The organism is Psychroserpens luteolus (genome assembly GCF_021032705.1).
Taxonomy (GTDB): Bacteria; Bacteroidota; Bacteroidia; order Flavobacteriales; family Flavobacteriaceae; genus Psychroserpens; species Psychroserpens luteolus.
In genome coordinates, this window is the sequence record NZ_JAHVXI010000008.1 from 20,113 (window position 1) to 41,456 (window position 21,344).

Annotated in this window: 28 protein-coding genes; 12 read left to right on the forward strand and 16 right to left on the reverse strand. The window is 33.4% G+C overall.

The window, feature by feature from the left end; translation table 11 throughout:
• Positions 1–10: 10 nt before the first annotated feature.
• Positions 11–484, forward strand: coding sequence for a 23S rRNA (pseudouridine(1915)-N(3))-methyltransferase RlmH (gene rlmH / locus KWG70_RS16480; protein WP_230937140.1), 474 nt, complete (start codon positions 11–13; stop codon positions 482–484).
• Here rlmH and KWG70_RS16485 read toward each other — a convergent pair.
• From KWG70_RS16485 to KWG70_RS16495, 3 genes are all read right to left on the reverse strand, one after another.
• Positions 447–872: an HXXEE domain-containing protein gene (locus KWG70_RS16485; protein ID WP_230937141.1), complete on the reverse strand. Its 426-nt coding sequence runs from the start codon at positions 870–872 to the stop codon at positions 447–449. The genes rlmH and KWG70_RS16485 overlap by 38 nt on opposite strands.
• Positions 873–895: 23 nt before the next feature.
• A complete protein-coding gene (locus KWG70_RS16490; RefSeq protein WP_230937142.1) occupies positions 896–1,195 on the reverse strand; it encodes an HPF/RaiA family ribosome-associated protein in 300 nt (99 codons plus the stop codon).
• Positions 1,196–1,307: 112 nt separating this feature from the next.
• Complete coding sequence (locus tag KWG70_RS16495) at positions 1,308–1,664, reverse strand: lipocalin-like domain-containing protein (RefSeq protein WP_230937143.1); 357 nt, start codon at positions 1,662–1,664, stop codon at positions 1,308–1,310.
• A gap of 134 nt (positions 1,665–1,798) precedes the next feature.
• On the opposite strand from KWG70_RS16495, the gene KWG70_RS16500 reads away from it, so the two are divergent.
• The gene (locus KWG70_RS16500; protein WP_230937144.1) at positions 1,799–2,185 is read left to right on the forward strand and encodes a thiol-disulfide oxidoreductase DCC family protein; all 387 of its coding nucleotides are present in this window, start codon (positions 1,799–1,801) and stop codon (positions 2,183–2,185) included.
• Positions 2,186–2,217: 32 nt separating this feature from the next.
• Here the strand turns inward: KWG70_RS16500 and KWG70_RS16505 are convergent, their stop codons facing one another.
• Positions 2,218–3,615: a short-chain fatty acid transporter gene (locus KWG70_RS16505; RefSeq protein WP_230937145.1), complete on the reverse strand. Its 1,398-nt coding sequence runs from the start codon at positions 3,613–3,615 to the stop codon at positions 2,218–2,220.
• 71 nt (positions 3,616–3,686) lie between these two features.
• Here KWG70_RS16505 and KWG70_RS16510 point away from each other — a divergent pair, with 71 nt between their 5' ends.
• From KWG70_RS16510 to KWG70_RS16525, 4 genes are all read left to right on the forward strand, one after another.
• The gene (locus KWG70_RS16510) at positions 3,687–4,262 is read left to right on the forward strand and encodes a non-canonical purine NTP diphosphatase (protein WP_230937146.1); all 576 of its coding nucleotides are present in this window, start codon (positions 3,687–3,689) and stop codon (positions 4,260–4,262) included.
• Between the two features lie 5 nt (positions 4,263–4,267).
• Positions 4,268–5,098 carry an alpha/beta hydrolase gene (locus KWG70_RS16515; protein ID WP_230937147.1) on the forward strand — a complete coding sequence of 277 codons (831 nt, stop codon included), beginning with the start codon at positions 4,268–4,270 and terminating at the stop codon, positions 5,096–5,098.
• A gap of 306 nt (positions 5,099–5,404) precedes the next feature.
• The gene (locus KWG70_RS16520; RefSeq protein WP_230937148.1) at positions 5,405–7,303 is read left to right on the forward strand and encodes a DEAD/DEAH box helicase; all 1,899 of its coding nucleotides are present in this window, start codon (positions 5,405–5,407) and stop codon (positions 7,301–7,303) included.
• Between the two features lie 133 nt (positions 7,304–7,436).
• Complete coding sequence (locus KWG70_RS16525) at positions 7,437–8,279, forward strand: carboxypeptidase-like regulatory domain-containing protein (RefSeq protein WP_230937149.1); 843 nt, start codon at positions 7,437–7,439, stop codon at positions 8,277–8,279.
• Here the strand turns inward: KWG70_RS16525 and KWG70_RS16530 are convergent.
• The 4 genes from KWG70_RS16530 to KWG70_RS16545 form a co-directional block, all read right to left on the reverse strand.
• Positions 8,250–8,900 (reverse strand): hypothetical protein, encoded by a 651-nt coding sequence (locus tag KWG70_RS16530; RefSeq protein WP_230937150.1) that lies wholly within the window; start codon positions 8,898–8,900, stop codon positions 8,250–8,252. The two genes, KWG70_RS16525 and KWG70_RS16530, sit on opposite strands and share 30 nt — an antisense overlap.
• Positions 8,901–9,004: 104 nt before the next feature.
• Positions 9,005–9,379, reverse strand: coding sequence for a VOC family protein (locus KWG70_RS16535; protein WP_230937151.1), 375 nt, complete (start codon positions 9,377–9,379; stop codon positions 9,005–9,007).
• Between the two features lie 5 nt (positions 9,380–9,384).
• Positions 9,385–9,909, reverse strand: coding sequence for an SRPBCC family protein (locus KWG70_RS16540; RefSeq protein ID WP_230937152.1), 525 nt, complete (start codon positions 9,907–9,909; stop codon positions 9,385–9,387).
• 41 nt (positions 9,910–9,950) lie between these two features.
• Complete coding sequence (locus KWG70_RS16545; protein WP_230937153.1) at positions 9,951–10,604, reverse strand: TrmH family RNA methyltransferase; 654 nt, start codon at positions 10,602–10,604, stop codon at positions 9,951–9,953.
• A gap of 36 nt (positions 10,605–10,640) precedes the next feature.
• Between KWG70_RS16545 and KWG70_RS16550 the strand changes: the two genes are divergently transcribed.
• Both KWG70_RS16550 and KWG70_RS16555 read left to right on the forward strand, forming a co-directional pair.
• Positions 10,641–11,858 (forward strand): tetratricopeptide repeat protein, encoded by a 1,218-nt coding sequence (locus tag KWG70_RS16550; protein WP_230937154.1) that lies wholly within the window; start codon positions 10,641–10,643, stop codon positions 11,856–11,858.
• 6 nt (positions 11,859–11,864) lie between these two features.
• Positions 11,865–12,548, forward strand: coding sequence for an SIR2 family NAD-dependent protein deacylase (locus KWG70_RS16555; protein WP_230937155.1), 684 nt, complete (start codon positions 11,865–11,867; stop codon positions 12,546–12,548).
• A 26-nt stretch (positions 12,549–12,574) separates the two neighbouring features.
• On the opposite strand, the gene KWG70_RS16560 is transcribed toward KWG70_RS16555, so the two are convergent.
• From KWG70_RS16560 to ruvX, 6 genes are all read right to left on the reverse strand, one after another.
• Positions 12,575–12,775 (reverse strand): helix-turn-helix transcriptional regulator, encoded by a 201-nt coding sequence (locus tag KWG70_RS16560; protein WP_230937156.1) that lies wholly within the window; start codon positions 12,773–12,775, stop codon positions 12,575–12,577.
• Entirely contained in the window at positions 12,775–13,224 is a 450-nt protein-coding gene (locus KWG70_RS16565) for a hypothetical protein (RefSeq protein WP_230937157.1), read from the reverse strand. Before KWG70_RS16565 ends, KWG70_RS16560 begins: the two co-directional genes overlap by 1 nt.
• 329 nt (positions 13,225–13,553) lie before the next feature.
• Positions 13,554–14,327 (reverse strand): nucleoside triphosphate pyrophosphohydrolase, encoded by a 774-nt coding sequence (gene mazG, locus KWG70_RS16570; RefSeq protein ID WP_230937158.1) that lies wholly within the window; start codon positions 14,325–14,327, stop codon positions 13,554–13,556.
• 89 nt (positions 14,328–14,416) lie between these two features.
• A complete protein-coding gene (locus KWG70_RS16575) occupies positions 14,417–14,842 on the reverse strand; it encodes a DUF5606 family protein (protein WP_230937159.1) in 426 nt (141 codons plus the stop codon).
• A gap of 17 nt (positions 14,843–14,859) precedes the next feature.
• Entirely contained in the window at positions 14,860–15,450 is a 591-nt protein-coding gene (def, locus tag KWG70_RS16580) for a peptide deformylase (RefSeq protein WP_230937160.1), read from the reverse strand.
• Between the two features lie 65 nt (positions 15,451–15,515).
• Positions 15,516–15,929, reverse strand: coding sequence for a Holliday junction resolvase RuvX (ruvX, locus tag KWG70_RS16585; RefSeq protein WP_230937161.1), 414 nt, complete (start codon positions 15,927–15,929; stop codon positions 15,516–15,518).
• A 688-nt stretch (positions 15,930–16,617) separates the two neighbouring features.
• On the opposite strand from ruvX, the gene KWG70_RS16590 reads away from it, so the two are divergent.
• Genes KWG70_RS16590 through KWG70_RS16600 form a run of 3 tightly spaced genes read left to right on the forward strand, consistent with a single transcriptional unit; the run spans position 16,618 to position 18,912 of the window.
• Positions 16,618–17,433, forward strand: a complete 816-nt coding sequence (locus KWG70_RS16590; RefSeq protein WP_230937162.1) for a 2,3,4,5-tetrahydropyridine-2,6-dicarboxylate N-succinyltransferase — start codon at positions 16,618–16,620, stop codon at positions 17,431–17,433.
• Positions 17,434–17,447: 14 nt separating this feature from the next.
• Positions 17,448–17,843 carry a hypothetical protein gene (locus KWG70_RS16595; RefSeq protein WP_230937163.1) on the forward strand — a complete coding sequence of 132 codons (396 nt, stop codon included), beginning with the start codon at positions 17,448–17,450 and terminating at the stop codon, positions 17,841–17,843.
• 10 nt (positions 17,844–17,853) lie between these two features.
• A complete protein-coding gene (locus tag KWG70_RS16600) occupies positions 17,854–18,912 on the forward strand; it encodes a glycosyltransferase family 9 protein (RefSeq protein WP_230937164.1) in 1,059 nt (352 codons plus the stop codon).
• Here the strand turns inward: KWG70_RS16600 and KWG70_RS16605 are convergent.
• On the reverse strand, positions 18,909–19,730 hold the full coding sequence (locus KWG70_RS16605) for a glycosyltransferase family 2 protein (RefSeq protein ID WP_230937165.1): 822 nt from the start codon (positions 19,728–19,730) through the stop codon (positions 18,909–18,911). The two genes, KWG70_RS16600 and KWG70_RS16605, sit on opposite strands and share 4 nt — an antisense overlap.
• 42 nt (positions 19,731–19,772) lie before the next feature.
• Here KWG70_RS16605 and KWG70_RS16610 point away from each other — a divergent pair, with 42 nt between their 5' ends.
• Positions 19,773–20,531: a glycosyltransferase family 2 protein gene (locus KWG70_RS16610; RefSeq protein ID WP_230937166.1), complete on the forward strand. Its 759-nt coding sequence runs from the start codon at positions 19,773–19,775 to the stop codon at positions 20,529–20,531.
• On the opposite strand, the gene KWG70_RS16615 is transcribed toward KWG70_RS16610, so the two are convergent.
• Complete coding sequence (locus KWG70_RS16615) at positions 20,528–21,277, reverse strand: Kdo domain containing protein (RefSeq protein WP_230937167.1); 750 nt, start codon at positions 21,275–21,277, stop codon at positions 20,528–20,530. The two genes, KWG70_RS16610 and KWG70_RS16615, sit on opposite strands and share 4 nt — an antisense overlap.
• Positions 21,278–21,344: the final 67 nt, after the last annotated feature.

Sequence of the window (21,344 nt, forward strand, 5' to 3'; positions counted from 1 at the left end):
ACTTTGAAATATGACAATTAAACTTCTTGCCATTGGCAAAACAGACAATAGAGATTTGCAATCGTTAATTGATGATTATCAAAAACGATTAGGGTTTTATATCAAATTTGAATTTGAAATCATACCAGATCTCAAAAAAGCAAAACACTTAAGTGAAGCCCAGCAGAAGCAAAAGGAAGGTGACCTTATTTTAAACAAACTTAACGCAACCGACGTTTTAATTTTGTTAGATGAAAACGGAAAGCACTTGGACTCAGTAGCATTTTCTCAGTATTTACAAAAGCATATGAACTCTGGTATTAAACAATTGGTATTTGTAATTGGTGGTCCTTATGGATTTTCTCCTGAAGTTTATCAAAAAGCACAAGGAAAGCTATCTTTATCAAAAATGACTTTTTCCCATCAAATGATTCGATTATTTGTTATTGAGCAGTTGTACAGGGGATTTACGATCTTGAAGAATGAGCCTTACCACCATAGATAAGCGTTATCAAATAAATTGCTGTAATAAGCAATAAAGGCGCTGTAATAACGCCTGGCGTATAACGCTTTTGCATAATCGTCCATATGGGATGGCCAACACCATTCACTAATTCAATAAACAACCAAAATCCAATAACAATCTTGGCAAGCATACGATCTGGTCTCACCAAATAATACCAAGCTGTTATTCCAAAAATAAAGAGTCCGACATTAATAATTAGAAAACCCAAATGACGATCTTCAGAGACCAAACCAGTTAGCCAAGTTGCTGGAGGAAAGTTTTCCCAGAGCTTGCCAATATATTCTTCTATAGAATGTAATGCTTGAACACAAACCAGTAGCAAAAAAACCGTTGAGATTCTATTCGCTTTATGTGTGCGTTCAAGCATTATCATTTTAAAATTTAAACGTATTAATACGTCTTATAAACTTCTTTGCGTTTTTTTAGCTGTCGCACTAAATCACTAATGGTTTCTCTCACAGCAACTTCATATTGCGCTTCATTAGAAGTCGCAAAAATACGTGGTCCAGGCAAACTTAATTCAATATCACAAATCTTACCTTTAGTGTGGTCATTGTCATCTTGTTTGAAGCGTACAGTTGCACCTACTATAAACTCATATCTGTCTGATAATTTGTTTAATTTTTCTTCGGTAAACTCATTAAGGGTCTCACTTCTATCGACACCTACATATCTAATCATAACATTCATAATCGTTCCTTGTTTTTAGGTTAATTTCGTTACTCTAATTTACGAAAATTTGAACGATTAATGATGATAAATCTCATAAAGAATTGATAATATTTTCTTATAGAAATTATAGTTATTTTTTAATCAAAGTTAAAATCTCTTCATTACCTGAGCGACTCATTGTAAAAGACAATGTATCAGCATTGAGTGTATTAATTTCTACTGCTATTTCTAATTTATCCTTTGGTGTAGAGTACAAAATACCATCAGCTATCTTGTAGGTTCCACTGGTTTCTTGAGCACCTACTTTAGATGTGTAGGTCTTGTCTTCTTTAAAACTGAAATACGCATTACTATTACATTTGTCTTTCGCTGTAGCTGTATCAATCCAACTAGCGCATTCCCATTCACCAACAATAGCTTCGGCATATTTAGCATCATTACAAGACACTAGTAATATAATAGCTAACAACATCAATAATTTTCTCATAGTTTATAGTTTAGGTTCATTAGTAATGATAAAGGTAAATAAAGCAATATCAAAATTTGAATACTAAAAAAAATCGAATGCTATTGTAAGCACCTCAAAAATTACTCGTCTACCTAATTAAATATCAACATATTATGAAAAGAGAGTTTACTAAAGATATTATCATTTTTGATGGTGAATGTAATTTGTGTAATGGCGTTGTAGGTTGGCTTTTAAAGTTTGCACCTAAAGACTTATTCCAATTTGTAGCTTTTCAATCACAATATGGACAACAATTACTAGTTGAACATGGTTTCCCTACTGAACGGTTAGACACTGTTATTTTGATCGATGATCATGGCGTAAAAACACATTCTGATGGCTTTTTAAAAATTATTTCTAAAATTCCTAAATGGAAACGTGTTGCTGCTTTATTAGCTTTTATTCCAAGAATGATACGTGATTTTATTTATAAAACTGCCTCGAAAAATAGAGTAAAATGGTTTGGACAATCCAGTAGCTGCACTATTGATTTTAGATAAAAAAAAAAAAAAAAAGACAATAGCTACAAAGTCTATAACGGTACATAAAGAACCATCAACGCTTGAATAATAAAAAATATAATAAAAGGCACTACCAAATAACCCATAATATCTCTAGCCTGTAACTTTACTCCTGCTCCCATTACTGGCAACACCAATAATATAAAGAATGGCTGTAACATATTACTCAAACTTTCTCCATAAGCGACAGATAATGATGCACGAGACACCATAGCTGTTACTTGATCAGGTGGTAATCCTGTTCCAATATCTTTAACCGCCTCAATCATACTAGGACCAACAACAGCAAATTCACCTCCTGCTGACGGAATCGCAAAGTTAACAACGCCTCCTGTGAGATAGGCATAAAACGGATAGGTATCTATAGTCATAACAGATAACAATGCATCTGTGAGTTGCTCACCAACTCCTGTATACATCATAATTCCCATAATACCAGCATAAAACGGATATTGAAATAACACTCCAGAAATATTATTACTCGCACGTTTCATCGCAATACTATAGCGCATAGGTGTTTTGTGCATTAATAGTCCTAACATTAAAAAAATGAATATCATGATATTTAGATTCACATCAAATCCGTTTTCAACAAAATGGACAACGATATAAGCCAAGCCCATAGCAAAAATGAGAATTGATAATAAAAATGAATTATTTAAAGTATCTGAAATAGCCTTTATAGGAAGTTTGAAACTTTCAGCTTCTTCTTCAATAGATTCCTCTTGAGATTCGTAGCCTGGCTTTAATAAGTCTTTTAGCTCTTTGCCTTTTGTGTTTTTCGGAATTAAAAACAAAAACAATACAGGTGGCACAAGAACAAATACTGCGATCATTAACAAGTTTAATGTAGAGCCCAACGTAAAACTTGTAGAAATTACATTAGACAGTACATTTTTCTCAATCAAAAAATTATCATTGGTATTTAGTAATAATGGAATAGAACTTGACAAACCGCTCACCCATCCACCAAATGTAAAATAGGTACACGCAATTAAAAACGGGTAATTAACACCTTTGACGCGTAAAGCTAATTCTCTTGCTAATAAACAAGTAATAACAATCCATCCAAAACTCACAAATGACAATAAAGTTCCAACCACTAAAACAAACATATATACCTGTTTTGGTGTTTTGATATATACTGTCAATTTTTCAATACCTCGTTTTATTTTTGGAGATAATGCGATACTAAAACCAGTAATAATAATCAACACGATCTGCATCCCAAATTTTAGCAACTCGAAAAAACCATTATACCATGATTTAATAATCTTTACTGGTGAGGCATCAGCCCAAAAATAGGCTCCCAAAGCTGCAACTAAAGTTAACAGGATAGCAAATACAAAGGCACTTGGCATATACTTTTGAAAGATATCTGTGAATTTTTCGCCGAGTTTGGTAAGCATGGTTGATCAAGTTAAAATTTAAGTCACAATTTAAGTAAAAATATATACTTTTGATTTAAACTCTTATCCATATGCAACTCGTTTTCGCTACCAACAATTTAAATAAGCTTAAAGAAGTACAAGCACTCATTCCTGATCATATACAACTGCTTAGTTTAAAAGATATTGGTTGTTTTGAAGATGTACCTGAAACGCAAATGACTATTGAAGGTAATGCGATTCAAAAAGCTGTATATATCAAAGATCATTATGGTTATGACTGTTTTGCAGATGACACTGGTTTAGAGGTTGAAGCGCTTAATGGCGAACCTGGTGTTTTTAGCGCACGCTATGCTGGTGAATCACGTGATGCCAATAACAATATGGATCTTTTGCTTAACAACCTTAAAGAAAAGCCTGATAGAACTGCACAATTTAAAACGGTTATTGCTCTAGATCTTAATGGCAAATTAGAAACGTTTACAGGAATCTGTAAAGGCGCGATTACCACAACCAAACAAGGGAACAAAGGGTTTGGCTATGATCCAATTTTTAAAGCAGAAGGTTATGATAAAACCTTTGCCGAAATCTCTTTGGAAGAAAAAAATAAGATTGGACATCGTGGAAAAGCAGTAAGATTACTTGTTAATTTTTTAAATCAACTCTAGCTTATATGACACTCAAAACATTAATAGCCCTTATTATATCAACAATCGCTTGCCAAATACATGCGCAAACTCCAATTAGCGAAACATCTAAGGCCGTATTATCAATTGGTGAAAAAGTGATCTTGGATTCTAAAATTCTGAATGAAAATAGAACATTAAACATCTATCTACCTCATAGTTATGTTCAAGACTCGTTAAAAACCTATCCTGTAATTTATTTATTAGATGGTTCAATCGATGAAGACTTTTTGCATATTTCTGGACTTGTACAGTTTGGATCATTTTCTTGGATTAAAATGCTTCCTGAATCTATTGTTGTTGGTATTTCTAATGTGGATAGAAAACGAGATTTCACTTATCCAACTTCTAATAAAAAGGATAAAGCAGATTTCCCTACGACAGGTAAGTCTGAAGCATTTATAAACTTCTTAGGCACCGAATTACAGCCCTATATCGATCAAAATTACAGAACTAATACAACCAAGACAATTATAGGTCAGTCATTAGGCGGTTTATTAGCTACAGAAATCTTGTTTAAGAAACCTGACCTCTTTGATAATTATATCATTGTGAGTCCGAGTCTGTGGTGGGACGATAATTCATTATTAAAGTCAAAACCAAAAGCCTATACGACGAAAAAAAGCATTTATGTAGGTGTAGGAAAAGAAGGTCCTATTATGGAGAAAGCTGCTACAGACTTATTCAAAACATTAAAATCAAACAAAAAGGAAAACACACAGGTCTATTTTGGTTTTTTTGAAGATTTAGATCATGGTGATACTTTGCATCTAGCAGTTTATGATGCCTTTGAACTCCTATTTAAAACCAAGAAATAGGCTATAGGTAAGTATTTAATCTCTATTTAAAATTTAGTATCAAATAAAGACAAACGATCAAATCTCGCGTTAACGATGGAGCAATTGTTGGAGCTCTTTTGGAAAAAAGCGACTTGTGAGAGCGTGTTAAAACGCCAAAATATTGATTATCCAAATAATAGTCTATCTTTGCACCTTGAAATTCCCGAAGGATCGGGACGCTAAATTCCTCAGAGTGAGGATGTGTTACCTAGAAGTTTAAGTGTTTAGTATGTCGATTCGCTTCTTTTGTAACACCAAAGAACATAATCGAATACAAACAAAAGAATGAGCACATTCCAAGAACTCGGTCTTAACGAAGACCTGCTTGCTGCTATTAATGATCTAGGATTTGAAACACCTAGTGATGTACAAGCAAAAGCCATCCCAATTTTATTAGAAGAAGAATCAGATCTCGTTGCTTTAGCGCAAACAGGTACTGGTAAAACAGCTGCATTTGGTTTTCCAATGCTACAAAAGATCGATATTGATAGTCGTACGACTCAAGGATTGATCTTATCACCAACACGTGAATTGTGTTTACAAATCACAAACGAATTAAAGCTCTACGGAAAGCACTGTAAAGGCTTGAATGTAGTTGCAATTTATGGTGGAGCCAGCATTACAGATCAAGCACGACAAGTAAAGCGTGGTGCACAAATTATTGTTGCTACTCCTGGTCGAATGAAAGATATGATTAGCCGAAATATGGTAGATATTTCTAAAATTGAATATTCGGTTTTAGATGAAGCTGATGAAATGCTAAACATGGGATTCTATGAAGATATTACTGATATCTTATCACATACTCCTGAAGATAAAAACACATGGTTATTCTCTGCGACAATGCCAAAAGAGGTGGCACGAATCGCTAGAGATTTTATGCACGATCCAATTGAGATCACTGTTGGAAACAGAAATGAAAGCACAAGCCAAGTATCTCACGAATTTTACTTAGTAAATGCCAGAGATCGTTACCAAGCTTTAAAGCGTTTAGCAGATGCCAACCCTGATATCTTTTCGGTGATTTTCTGTCGCACAAAACGCGATACTCAAAAAGTAGCTGAAAACTTAATTGAAGATGGTTATAGTGCTGGCGCATTGCATGGTGATTTAAGTCAAAACCAACGAGACCTTGTAATGAAATCATTTAGAAACAAGCAAATACAAATGCTTGTTGCTACAGATGTTGCTGCTCGTGGAATTGATGTAGACGATATTACCCATGTGATCAATTACCAATTACCAGATGAAATAGAAACCTACACACACCGCTCTGGACGTACAGGTCGTGCCGGAAAAACTGGTGTTTCTATGGTTATTGTTTCGAAAAGTGAGGTACGTAAGATTAAAAGTATCGAGCGTATCATCAAAAAGGAATTTGAGAAAAAGGAAATTCCTGATGGTATGGAAATCTGCCAAGTTCAGTTAATGTCTCTTGCTAATAAAGTTCATAATACAGAAGTCAATCATGAAATTGACAAGTATCTTTCGGCGATAAACGAATTATTTGAAGATACTGATAAGGATGAATTGATTAAAAAATTCTTCTCTGTAGAATTCTCTCGATTCTTTAACTATTACCAAAAATCAAAAGATCTAAATGTAGCAAGTTCTTCCAGAGATTCTGAAGGTGAAGGACGTGGATATGGAGGAAGTGGTAACGAAACACGTTACTTTATTAATGTAGGTCGAAAAGATGGTTACGATTGGATGAAGTTGAAAGATTTCTTAAAAGAAGTCTTAGAGCTAGGTCGTGATGATGTATTCAAGGTAGATGTTAAGGATAGTTTCTCTTTCTTTAATACGGAAAAAACGATTCAAGAGAAAGTATTAGCCTTTTTTACCGATTTTAAGCACAACGGACGTTTTGTAAATGTTGAAGTTAGCGAAGACAGAGGAGGTGGACGAAACCGAGGCGGAAGACGACGTGATGGAGGTGGACGACGCAGACGTGATGACAAACCTAGAGGTGAAAGACGTTCTAGACGCAGTGATTCTGGTTCTGGTAACCGAAGCGATAGACGTTCATCAGAAAACTCAGGAAGACGAAGCGACAGGCGCTCTAGTGAAAACTCTGGAAACAGAAAAGATAGACGACGTTCTGAAAGAGAATCTGGTGAATCTAGACGTTCTGATCGTAAACCGGTTTCTGATAGACCAAGACGATCTCGACGCAGAGATTAAATTTTAATACATAAACCTCATGACAACTTCATGAGGTTTTTTTAAACTATGTTGTTAATATTAAGTCAAATTTACGTCTACTTACTTAGTGGTATGCAATTTGTTTAGTACTTTTAACACATATTATAAGTGTATGAAATATTTATTTACAGTATTTTTATTTGCTTTTGCCCTAACTACAGGATTTTCACAAGACGCTAAAAATCAAAACACTAAAGTCAAAGACTCAACAAGTCAAGACTCAACTAGTGTGAAAGTAGCGACTAGTGTGAGAGGTACTATCATTGATTTAAGTACAGATAAACCTATAGATCGTGTAAATATTGTAAACCTTAATCAGGTAATAGGAACTTCAACTGATGACGATGGTAATTTCGAAATTAAGGCTCAAGTAAATGATACACTTCACTTATCGTATTTAGGATATAAATCCATTAAAGTAAGAGTTACAAACGACTGGTTAAAGTTTGGTGAGACCAAAATAGGTATGACAGAATTAGCGCTGGCTTTAGAAGAAGTAGTTGTTAATCAATTAAAGCTAACAGGCTATCTAGAAATAGATGTTAAGCAAGTCCCTATTAAATCTAATTATAGGTATAGTATTTCTGGGTTATCAAACAAAGGTTATGAAGCCGGAAACAAAAGGCCTAATGCGGTTAGCAAAGTTCTTGGTGCTATTTTTAATCCGGCCGATTTCTTGCATAATATGTTTGGTAAAAAGCCTCGAGAACTAAGAAAACTAAAGAAAATGAAGAAGGACGATGAGATTAGAAATCTTTTAGCTTCTCGTTTTGATCGTGAAATGCTAATGGTATTATTAGAAGTCGATCGTTTTGATCTCGACGAAATTGTTAACCAATGTAACTACTCTAAAGACTTTATTCAATCTGCTAATGATCTTCAAATCCTAGACGCCATAAGTGAATGCTATGAAGAATATAAAATCTTAAACAGAAATAAATCTGGAAGATTTTAAGGTCTGATTCTGAAATATTTGTCTACAAGTTCTCGTAAAATAAAATAACCAACTTACAATACCTATAAATTTAGCGCCATCTTCAAGCAATTTTGTAATGTAAGGCGAAGATTCGTAAAAGAAATTGTCTACGAACAAAGAGGTACCAAACCAAAAAAGCGCACACAATAGCAATAAATAATCTGTGAGCAAAAGCACTTTAAAAAAAGTCAAAGCGTACGCTGATATAATGACAAAATAGCTTAAGTAAACTATTTTTTGTGAAATGCCTAGCGATGGTAAAACAGATTCGTGCAACATAAAGACATCATCAAATCCTAGCAACATAGAAATCAAAGCTGAAGAAACCACAAATGCTTTGAGACGTTTATTTTTTACGAGTTGACTGCAAAATAAACATATAGCTGCAGTAGCAGCCCATAAAAAAATGCCAAACTGAGATAACACACCAATATATGCAGGAAGTTGTGCAATTACAGCCGGATCACCTGTAAGAGTCTCTAGTGCAATATTTTTAGAATAATGAACATATAAAACGATGCCTATAACACTAAGTGAAAAGACAAAAACAGAAATAAATGAGGGCAGTAATGATTTTAATTGATTGGTTAAAATAGTCACTTTAATAATAGCTAATTATTAGGACTAATCTAAAGCTATAGCACAAACAAGCAAATTAAATCACGCAAACTACAGAAATATCAGATTATCAGCAGTTTACAATACTATTTATTAGAATGCAATGCAACCCTATTACCTTCAGTATCAATAAAAACTGCCATAAAACCATGTTCTGGAGAAATTTGTGTTTTAGGCTGATATATTTGTCCGCCTGCAGTTTCAATTCGGTCTAATTCATTTTGCACATTACTACTTACAAAATAGACTAAAGTCCCTTCCTGACTAGGAATATAACTCTCTTGCTTAATTAAAGTACCTGTGGCTCCCGGCTTTTTTTCATCAAAAGGAAACCATCCCATAAGTATGCCTCCAAAATCATGAATAGCAATATCTACTTCAAAAACGGCCTCATAAAATGCTTTGGCTCTATCCATATCATGTACTGGAATTTCGAACCATCCTACCATATTGTGTTCCATAACTATTATGTTTCTAATATCTCTTTTAAACTTGCTAAGCCCTCTTCAAAATCTTTACCTACATGCTTATCAACATTGTATAGCATCATAAAAATGTTAGCAGGCACTTTATTAATTCCTGAAAATCCCCATGTCACTTTTGTTTTTCCATCACCAGCATCATCAACTCTAGTCACAGCATCAGATTCAGATTTCCATGGTTTAAAAAAACGTAACCTCGCTTCTACTCTATCATTTTCAACAATATTCATGATTTCCTGCTCACCTGTTCCAACTTCTTTATTTCCGTCCCATTTGACCGTAAAGCCAACTTGTCCATCGGTTCCAATAAATTCTTGAGTCATATCGGGATCTTTCTTTTTCCAAGGTGACCAATGATCTTGATTTTTTATGTGTTTCAAATAATTGAATACCTCGGGAAGTGGTTTATCAATTATTATACTTCTATCAACTTTGTAATGTTTAGGTGCTATTAAAGCGAGAAGAATAATAAGCGCTACTATTCCTCCTAAAATGTAAAGAACTATCATAATTATAGAGTTTTGGTTGTTGTTTTAAAATTACGAAATTATCAGGTTTGATAAAAACGCTCTATAATTTCTTTATGACTTTTTATCGTTTTTTTACACCAATCTAGTCGTTTTTCTAACTGTTCATCTTCAGTTAATTTCCAATTCACATTAGTTTGTTTAAGTTTTGTAGTAACATGTTGAAGAATTATAGCAGCAGATACTGATATATTTAAACTTTCAGTAAAACCTACCATAGGTATTTTCAAAAAACAATCGGCAGCTTCAATCACTTCAGCTGAGAGTCCGCTCATTTCCCTTCCGAAGAAAAAACAAGACGGTTTTGTAACATCAAAATCTTCAAGTAAGCTATCATCCTCATGTGGTGTCGTTGCTACAATTTGGTACCCTTTTCCCTTGAGGTCATTAATCGCCTCTTTCACGGAATGGTAGCGGTTTAAATCTACCCACTTTTGCGCTCCCATGGCTATTTCCCTATCAATGCGTTTTGTATTTCGTTCTTCAATGATATTTACTTCTTGAATCCCAAAAACATCACAACTACGTATCACAGCACTGGTATTATGTAACTGATAAACATCCTCTGTGGCAACTGTAAAATGTTTGGTACGCTGCGCTAATATGTTCGTAAATTTTTCTTTACGTTGGTCTGTTAAATAACTTTCAAGATGTTGTAAAAGTTTGACGTCTATCATGAAAAATGATTTATATTTATGAAAATATAAAACTCAATGGGATATAAAAAACAATTGTACTTTTTTTCAATTGCAATCTTTAGTTGTTCTATTGTTAGTGCGCAAGAGCTAACTAATGACATACGTAAAGATACCGTTTCATACAGTGAAAAAAATACACAAAAAATATTAGAATTTGGAGAATTCATTGCCGCCACTGTACACAACAATGATTCTGAAGCCTTCATCTCTAAACTTAATGATAAAGTCTTTTTTGAACGCATTTTAAGTGTAAACCCATCAATAGATACAGAAGACAGCTACATTAAAGGGTTTTTAATTGGTATGAAGCGCGCCTTGAACTCATTTCCAAATGAAATCATCATGGAAGTCGAAAATGGCGCATATTACGACTTTATAAGTTATCGTTATGATCAAGAAGCTCAAACTTATTACGCATTATTTAGAATGTATTCTTCTGAGTCTGGAATGAATTATCATGATTTCAGAATCCATAAAGAGAATGACGAGATTCAATTTTCTGATATGTATGTGTATTTATCTGGCGAGCATTTCACCGAAACCTTGGGTAGACTAATGACCTATACGCTTCCAGAAAAAAAATTATTCGGACTCTTAGAATCATCGCCAAACGAAGAATCTAAAGACCTTTTTAAAGCCATTATGCATAATAAAAATGGAAACTTTATAAAAGCCTATGAGATTATGGATGGCCTAAAGTCTGAATTGGCAAAAGAGAAGTTCTTACTCATTTTTAAAAGTCTAATTGCTAGCCAGATTGATGACGAGAAGTATTTAAAATCTTTAGAAGATTTGATTAACACATTTCCAGATGATCCAACAATACTACTAAATAAAATCGATTATCATATTTATAAAAGTGAGTACTTTGAAGCAATTCAAGTTATTAATCAATTACAAAACGCCACAGAAGATGATTTTTTAAACTATATAAAAGCCTCTGTGGCTTTTGAAGATCAAAACTATGATCTCGCGTTGAATTATTTTAAGTATACTGCTGAAAACTATCCTGATTTTTTTGAAGGTCAAGCCGGTTACCTCAATACATTAATTATGATGGATGATTACCCAAAAGCTGTAAATTATCTTGATGAGTTAATTGCAGATGGCTATGATAAACCTGCAATTATAGAATATATAGAAGAGGATGACGAGTATGGAGAAAACATTCTTGAAACGTTTTCAAAATCTAAAGATTTTAAAGATTGGAAAAAGAAAAAAGAAAAAAACTAGTACGCTATGAAACATCTTGTCGTTTTAACAGGTGCTGGAATAAGTGCAGAAAGTGGCATAAAGACCTTTAGAGATGCAGATGGCCTATGGGAAGGCCATGATGTTATGGACGTCGCTACACCACAAGGTTTTGCTAAAAACCCAGAACTCGTTCTAGAGTTTTATAATCAACGTCGTAAACAACTATTTGAAGTACAACCGAATAGCGCTCATAGAGATCTAGCAGCTCTAGAGGAAGATTACAAAACCACTGTAATTACACAAAACGTAGATGACTTGCATGAACGTGCTGGAAGCAGTAATGTAGTTCATCTACATGGTGAACTTCTTAAAGTGAGAAGCACAAAAAATTATAACGACATACAATCTTGGACAACTGATTTAAAGCTTGGTGATCTTTGTGCTCAAGGACATCAATTACGGCCTCATATTGTTTGGTTTGGTGAGGACGTACCAATGATAGATAAAGCTATTACTCTTTGTGAAACAGCAGATGTTTTATTAATCATAGGCACCTCTATGCAAGTTTATCCTGCTGCGGGATTAATGAATTATGTAAAACCATCTACACCAAAATTTTTTATAGACCCAAAACCAGCTATTAATAGTCAAACCAATCTTACAGTTATTGCAGATACTGCTACTAAAGGAATGAAAAAGCTTACATCAATATTAAGACAAGGTATATAATCATAGATACTAAAAACAAGCTTATTCTAATCATCTTGGGATAGTTTAAAAAAATCATTAACAGGTTTACTAAACACTTCAGATAGTTTTAGTGCTAAAACAGTTGAAGGTACATATCTATTGGCTTCTATCGAATTTATTGTCTGTCTAGACACACCAATTTTTTTAGCTAAATCATCTTGAGTTAAACTCAAAATTGCGCGTTCTACTTTAATTGTGTTTTCCATTATCTATAACGCTTTAAGTTATGATAAAACAATAATTGTATCATAAGCATGAACAATAAAACCTGAAAGTCTCCTAAGTCTTTAAAGGCTTGCCCTTCAGAGTTCACAACATTAGACACTCCAAATTCAACATAAGGCATCACCAATGCATAAATAACTCCAATCACAAAAGCAATCGCATAGGATTGAGCTCTTAAGCTTATGGTCATTTCATCTTCCTCTTTATCTTTGGACAACGACATAATTAATAAACCAACGAGCATAGTTTTTTGCAAGATGTGTTTTAGCCATAGCGTATCACCATCTAAAGCAAAAGCACGTACAAACATTGCAGTTATCGACAGAAGCACTACGGCAATTCCAATAGGCATAAATCGATGTGATAATCTAAAATTAATAAACTTTTGAAATCGATTACGTTCGCAATCCATCATTTTCTCTTTATTCATAATTGACAAATATATTTTATATTAAGTAAAAATATTTTTACTATATGACAAATATACTTTACATTTTTGAAATACACAACTATTTTCTAAAATTTGACTTTTAGTGAAACTTGCTTACGAAAAAATTATGGAGAGTGTATAAATAATAAAATCCTGTCTGAGAAAACAGACAGGATTTTACCCCTAACTAAACTAAATTTTAAATCTTAATGTGTCCGCTTAACTACTACATTAAGATTACCTACTTATGATTAAGAAACTTTTATAAGTTCCTATCTGATTTATATACGAGTGGTTTGATTGTTTTGGATTACGAAAATTAAAAAAAATTATATTTTTTTTGCTTCTTCCCAAAAAACGTCCATTTGAGCAAGGGTCATCTCAGATAATGGCTGCTCTAAATCTTTAGATTTTTGTTCCAAATATTGGAAACGTTTCATGAATTTTTTATTAGTACGCTCCAGAGCACTTTCAGGATCTATTTTTAAAAACCGTGCATAATTAATCATAGAAAACAACACATCTCCAAATTCGCTTTCAATGTTATCTTGGTCACCTTTGTTTACCTCGTCCTGAAGTTCACCCAACTCCTCTTTTACCTTTTCAAAAACTTGATGCGGCTCTTCCCAATCAAAGCCAACTCCAGCGACTTTATCCTGAATGCGGTTGGCCTTTACCATAGCAGGCAAACTTTTTGGCACACCTTCTAAAACACTTTTTTTTCCTTCTTTGAGCTTTAATTGTTCCCAATTTCGTTTGACGTCCTCTTCATCATTAACCGTTACATCTCCGTAGATATGAGGATGACGCTCAACCAATTTATCACAAATGCTATGACACACATCTGCAATATCAAAAGCATTGGTTTCACTACCAATTTTTGAATAAAACACGATATGAAGCAACACGTCTCCTAATTCTTTCTTGACCTCATCAAGATCATTATCTAGAATGGCATCACCAAGTTCATAAACTTCTTCAATCGTTAAATGACGAAGTGTTTGTAGGGTTTGCTTTTTGTCCCATGGACATTGCTCACGCAACTCATCCATAATGATGAGTAAGCGTTCAAAAGCTTTTAACTGTTGGGTTTTTTTGGACATTTTTTTGACATTAGATTTCAAAAATACGACGCTTTCCCTCAGATAGAAATTCTAAGTATAGTTTAATATGAACAATCTATCAACGACGCCTATTCTTCTTCGTCTGCTGTAACTTCTTCGTCCTCTTCTAAGGCATCCAGCATATCATGTTTTTGAAGTAAATTATACCATTGTACAATTTTTTTGATATCGCTAGCATAAACACGGTCTTCATCATAATCTGGTAATACACCAAAGAAATATTCTTCTAAAGTGTCTTTAGAATCTTTATGACTAATAGATGTCGTCTGTGCATTTTCTTTATCTCTAATTTTTTTAAAAACCTCTCTTAAAGGTAATTCTTCTGTTAAGGTATAAACAGCAATCTCACTTAGCACACTAATGTTATTGTGAATGTTAACTGCCATTTTCTTCTTATCAATTAAAGATTCTGCAACAAAGCCACTACGTGTTTGTGCTACTATTTTATATAATCCTGGTTTTCCTGAAATGGAAAGTATTTTGTCTAAACTCATGGTATTATGTTTCAGTATTAACGCTTCTTTTTCATTAATGGGAAGCGCATTCTGTAATCTACTTTTATTTTTCCTTTGGAAATATTAGTTAATTTCCCTTTAATCAAACGTTTTTTTAGTGATGATAGTTTATCAGTAAATAAAATACCCTCTATATGATCATACTCATGTTGCACTACTCTAGCGATTAACCCATCAAATACTTCGGTGTGCTCCTTAAAATTTTCATCCTGATACTTTATGGTAACTTTAGGCTTTCTAAATACATCTTCTCTAACATCAGGAATACTTAAACATCCTTCATTAAATGCCCACTCATCACCTTCTTCTTCTAAAATTTCGGCATTAATAAATGTACGTTGAAAGTTTTTAAGCTGTTCTTGTTCCTCTTCTGTATAGGTCTCATCTTCAGCAAAAGGCTCAGTATCTACTAAAAACAAACGGATGGGTAAACCAATTTGAGGCGCAGCTAATCCAACACCATAAGCACCATACATAGTATCTTTCATATTCTCGATTAGTGCATCAAGATTAGGATAATCTTTAGTAATAGTCTTCGCTTTTTTTCTTAAGACTGGGTCGCCATAAGCAACAACTGGTAATATCATTATATTGTAATTTTCGGATGCAAAAATACGATTCTTATTATTATTTGAGAACTTTTAAGACGGTTTTAAGACTGGTTATACAAATAACTTTGAAGAATAATCGTCGCGCTAATTTCATCAACCAAGGCCTTATCTTGACGTTGCTTTTTTTTGAGTCCACTATCAATCATTGTTTGAAATGCCATCTTAGAGGTAAATCGCTCATCTACACGCTTAACTGGTAAATGAGGTATTTCTTTTGTAAGTGTCTCTAAAAATTTTGCTATAAAAACCTCACTTTCCGAAGCTTCAAAATTCATTTGCTTAGGTTCTCCTACAATTATCAACTCAACATTCTCTTTAGATATATAAGTCTTTAAAAATGGAATTAATGCTTTAGTCTCTACAGTTGTAAGACCAGAAGCTATAATTTGCAACTCATCTGTAACTGCTATTCCTGTTCGTTTTGTTCCGTAATCTAAAGCTAAAATTCTCGCCATTTTGCAAAGTTAATCTTATAATCTTGTTTATCAATCTTAATGCCATAAAAAAACTCTTCTTTATAAATCAAAGAAGAGTTTTAAAATAATCAACTATTAATAAATCCATGAAACTATTCACCCTCTACCTTAAACAGTTCATGTTTATATAATTAAGACACACCTATTTAAAAAAAGTCACACACCTCTATAAAAAAACCTTTCTTATGTTTAAGAAAGGTTTTTAGTAGCTATTAGTTAGATAGGGTATAGATTAGGGATTATCTATAGTTTTTTCATAAAATTCCACTTCATCAAATCACAACTCTAACGTTTCGCATAAAAAACCTTTCTTGGGGCGAAGAAAGGTTTTTAGTCTTGCTATTATATTAAAAGGGTATATAGGGCTATTGCTATTATTAACTCAAAACCAATTATTTAGACACATCATTTTTTAATAGGTCACATGATTTCAAAAAAAATAGAAAACTCTCCTAAGGGAGAAGGAGAGTTTTCACAAAAATTAGCTATTAATTATTAAAATGTCTAGGCATTAGTTTTAGGGAAAATGCCCGACTAATAATAATTCACATTAATTAAGACACAACACTTTTTAAAAGGTCACATATATTTTATTTTTTTATTAATTCAGAATTTATTCTAATCAATTATACCATTATCTTTGTGCAAATAGCAGATAAATTTCAATATGAAACAACTACAGGATACTATAGAAAAAGCTTGGGATGATCGTTCATTATTGACTAGTGATGATACGATTAAAAGTATACGACAGGTCATTAACTTATTAGATGAAGGAACGCTTAGAGTTGCCGAGCCCACTCCAAATGGATGGCAAGTAAATGAATGGGTAAAAAAAGCAGTTGTGCTTTATTTTCCAATTCAGAAAATGGAAACACTTGAAGCTGGAATTTTTGAATACCATGATAAAATCCCTTTAAAACGTGATTATGAAAAGAAAGGTATTCGTGTTGTCCCCAATGCAGTGGCACGTCATGGTGCTTATATTTCCCCAGGAACTATTTTAATGCCTAGTTATGTAAATATTGGTGCTTATGTTGATGAAGGCACTATGGTAGATACTTGGGCAACAGTTGGTAGTTGTGCTCAAATAGGAAAAAATGTACACTTATCTGGTGGCGTTGGTATTGGTGGTGTATTAGAACCATTGCAAGCAGCACCTGTAATTATAGAAGATGGTGCCTTTATTGGCTCGCGTTGTATTGTGGTTGAAGGCGTTCGTGTTGAGAAAGAAGCTGTTTTAGGTGCTAATGTTGTGCTAACCATGAGCACTAAAATTATTGATGTTACTGGAGATACACCAGTAGAAATGAAAGGTGTTGTTCCAGAACGCTCTGTGGTTATACCTGGCAGTTATACAAAAACGTTTTCGGCAGGAAATTACAATGTACCATGTGCATTAATTATTGGAAAACGTAAAGAAAGCACCAACAAAAAAACATCGCTTAATGATGCATTACGTGAATACGATGTTGCTGTGTAATTAACTCGAACTATATGTTAAAGAGAATCACCGTTTCCTTTTTATTAATTGCAGTCCTATCTTGTCAAAAAAATAGGGTATTAACGTTTCGTGACTTTGTCGCTGTAGATAAAATAGAAAGCGTCCAAATGATTAATAATTCGGGTACTTTCAGTTTAACAGAGGAACAACTTATTCGATTCAAAAAAGAGGTTTCTTCTATGACTTACGAACCAAATATCACAGCAAAGGTTGGTGCTATTAATATGAGTCTAATCATAGAAGGAAAATCGTATGATATGACAACAGCAACTCATGGAGATTTTATTGAAATTGATGCTGCCTTAGTGGTCAAAAACAAATCTAAATTTAAAAATCCTTTTTTTAAGACTAACAACATTAACTTTGATAATTATAAAGAAGACAAATAACTAACTGGATTTGAAAATCTTAATCATACAACAAAAAATGATTGGTGATGTACTCACTACTAGCATTTTGTTTGAAGCGCTTAAAAATGAGCATCCAAATGCAGAATTGCATTATGTGATCAATTCGCATACATTTCCTGTGGTTGAGAACAATCCATTTATTGATAAATTTTTGTTCTATACTCCTGAAATGGAAGAAAGCAAATCAACATTTCTTTCGTTTTTAAAATCGTTAAAAAAAGAAAAGTATGATGCCGTTATAGATGTCTACTCTAAGCTATCTAGTAATTTAATGACAAAATTTTCGGGAGCAAAAATTAAGATTTCAAAACAAAAATGGTACACTTCACATTTCTACACACATACATTTAAAGAGCCCAAAACACCAAAAACAAAAGCTAGTATTGCTATTGAACACCGATTGCAATTACTAAAACCACTTTGCAATTCGATTCCTGAATGTATTAAACCAAAAGTGTATCTCACACCTGAAGAAGCTGAACGATCAAAACAATTTTTGTTAGATTCGAATATCGATTTATCAAAACCAATATTTATGATAAGTGTCTTGGGAAGTGGTGAGAATAAGACCTATCCCCTTCCACACATGGCAGATTTGATTGATACGATTGTTGAGGACACTGGCGGACAAATTTTATTCAATTATATTCCAAAGCAAATAGATGAGGCAAAAACAATCTACAACTTTTGTAAAACCGACACTAAAAAGCACATCTTTTTTGAAGTCTTTGGAAAGAGTTTACGCGAATTTCTTGCCATTACTCATCATTGCACTGCTCTAATTGGTAACGAAGGTGGCGCTGTAAATATGGCTAAAGCTTTGAATATTCCTACGTTTACAGTATTTTCTCCATGGATATCTAAAGACTCTTGGAATATGTTTGAAAATGATTCCTCAAATGTATCGGTTCACTTAAAAGATTTTAAGCCAGAGCTGTATGAAGGTAAAACACTGAAAGAAGCAAAAAACAATGTATTTTCCCTGTACAAAAGCTTCCCACCAGAACTCATCATTCCGAAGTTAAAAAGCTACCTTAAGCAATTTTAAATTGTATCAATTCCAAAGTCCGTTTTAATTATTTTGTCTCGCTTAGTTATTGCACGTATTTGATTATTTTTCTCGATCATATCTGGAGTCACATAACTTCTTTCATGAAATAAGTGCAAACAGATAGCACTATAACGTATTTGCTTAAACCTGATACCGTAATTCATAAGGCGTTCACCAAGTTCACGATCTTCTCCTCCATATTGCATACGCTCATCAAAGCCATTTACAGCTAATATATCGGCTTTCCATGCTGATGCATTCATACCATCAAAAGTGGCTTTGGTTGGTGTTATAAAATTCAAAAAGGCCGCCTTTAATTTTGATGTTGTGAGTTTATTCATCTTAAAGGATTTTGGTTGCCCATTTTTTAATAACCATTCGGAATCAAAACATAGTTGTGATTTTATTTCCGACTGACCAACAATCCTTGACACTTCTTCTGTTAACTTAAAATATCCAGAAGACAAGGCATAACCTTTAGCGCGAAATTTTAAATGCGTTTCAATAAAATCTTTACGAGCAATACAATCACCATCTGTATAAATTAAATAATCACCAAGACTAGCTACTGTTGCTTTATTCAATATCTTAGTTTTCTGAAATCCGTTGTCCTCCTGCCAAATATGTTGAATCGGATAACTCAATTCCTGCCTCATTCCATCAATTAAAGCTTTTGTTTCATCTGTTGAACCATCATCGGCTATAACAACCTCAAAGCTGTTAATCGTTTGTTGATTAAAGCTCCAAAGCACTTTTTGCAAACTTTCTGGCGTATTGTAAGTACTTATAATTACAGAAACATCAATGGTTTTCATTGTTCCAAAAATAGTTATTTTTACCAAATACTTTAAGTACTTATGATTAAGATTTCTGGTGTTATAATAACTTACAACGAAGAACGGAATATAGAAAACTGTATAACGTCTCTAATTGATGTTGTTGATGAAATTTTAGTAGTAGATTCTTATTCTACAGATCGTACTAAAGCGATTTGTGAGCACCATAATGTGAGATTTATAGAACAGGAGTTTTTAGGTTATATCGAGCAAAAAAACTTTGCTTTGGGTCAAGCAGCTTTTGACTATGTTGTGTCTTTGGATGGTGATGAATCTTTATCAGAACAACTTCAAAAATCAATAATCAATTTAAAGACCAATTGGACATTTGATGGTTACTATTGTAATCGTTTTAATAATTTTTGTGGCCAATGGATCAAACATTCCGATTGGTATCCTAATAAAAAATTACGTGTATTTGATCGCAGAAAAGCAGCATGGAAAGGTATTAATCCTCACGACGAAGTTCAACTGCATGAGGCATCTAAGACAGGGCATTTAAAAGGTGACATCCTACACCTTACCTATCAGAGTTATTCAGAGTTTAACCAAAAGACCGAGCATTTTTCAACAATTGCAGCTAAATCTTATTACGATTTAGGAAAGAAAGCACCTGTTTGGAAAATTATGTTTAATCCATTTTGGGCTTTTTTCAAGTCCTATTTTTTAAGATTAGGTTTTTTAGATGGGTTTAATGGTTATGTAATATGCAAGCAAACAGCTAACATCACATTTTTAAAGTATTCTAAATTAAGAGAACTTTACAAAGGGAAAGTTTAGGCCTTTTTTTTACGCCAGAATAGAATTTTATTCTTAATTCTTCGTTTACGATGGTATCTATTTTGAAATTCTTGAGTGAAATTCCACATCATATTAAAAATAGTGTCATAAGATTCTCCAGTACATTTTGCATATTCATCACTCATCGTTTCTATCATGGACCTGTGAATAGTAAGCTTTGCAAAATTCTTGATGCGAGTTTCAAAATCCATGGGTTCAAATTCCATTCGGTTTAAATCCACCAAATAAAAATCATAACCCTCGGCGCTCCTATTGATAAGTGTATTTCCTGGTGAGTGATCTAAAAAGTTAATTTGCTTCTGGTGCAAGCTATATGTAAACCTTGTGAAAGCTCTCAAAATAGCATCGTGGTCAGCAATATCAAAATCAGTCGTCAATTCACGATAGGTCAGTTCATACGACACAAAAGAACTAATATAATAACTTGTTCTGAGTCCGAGCCAATTAAAATTTTCGATGTATTGAATAGGTTTTGGAGTTCCAATACCTAACTCACTTAGTTTTGAAGCATATTCAAAAGAGCGTTTGGCCTTACTTTTCCTAAAGTAACGATACGCGATCTTATTAATTAAATTCGGAATTTTGAATGCTTTAATGACAATTTCGGTACCGTCTTGAAGCGTGTGTTTAGTGACCAGGTTTCTGTCAGACTGTAAGGTCTTCGCTGAATTTTCACTAGCCTGATTGGCTATGATTTTAGCTATTTCATCTTGATATTTATTCAACTTCAACCTCATATTTATTCATCGGGTAAAATTATAAAATTATCCACTACATTTGCAATTAGCTTAT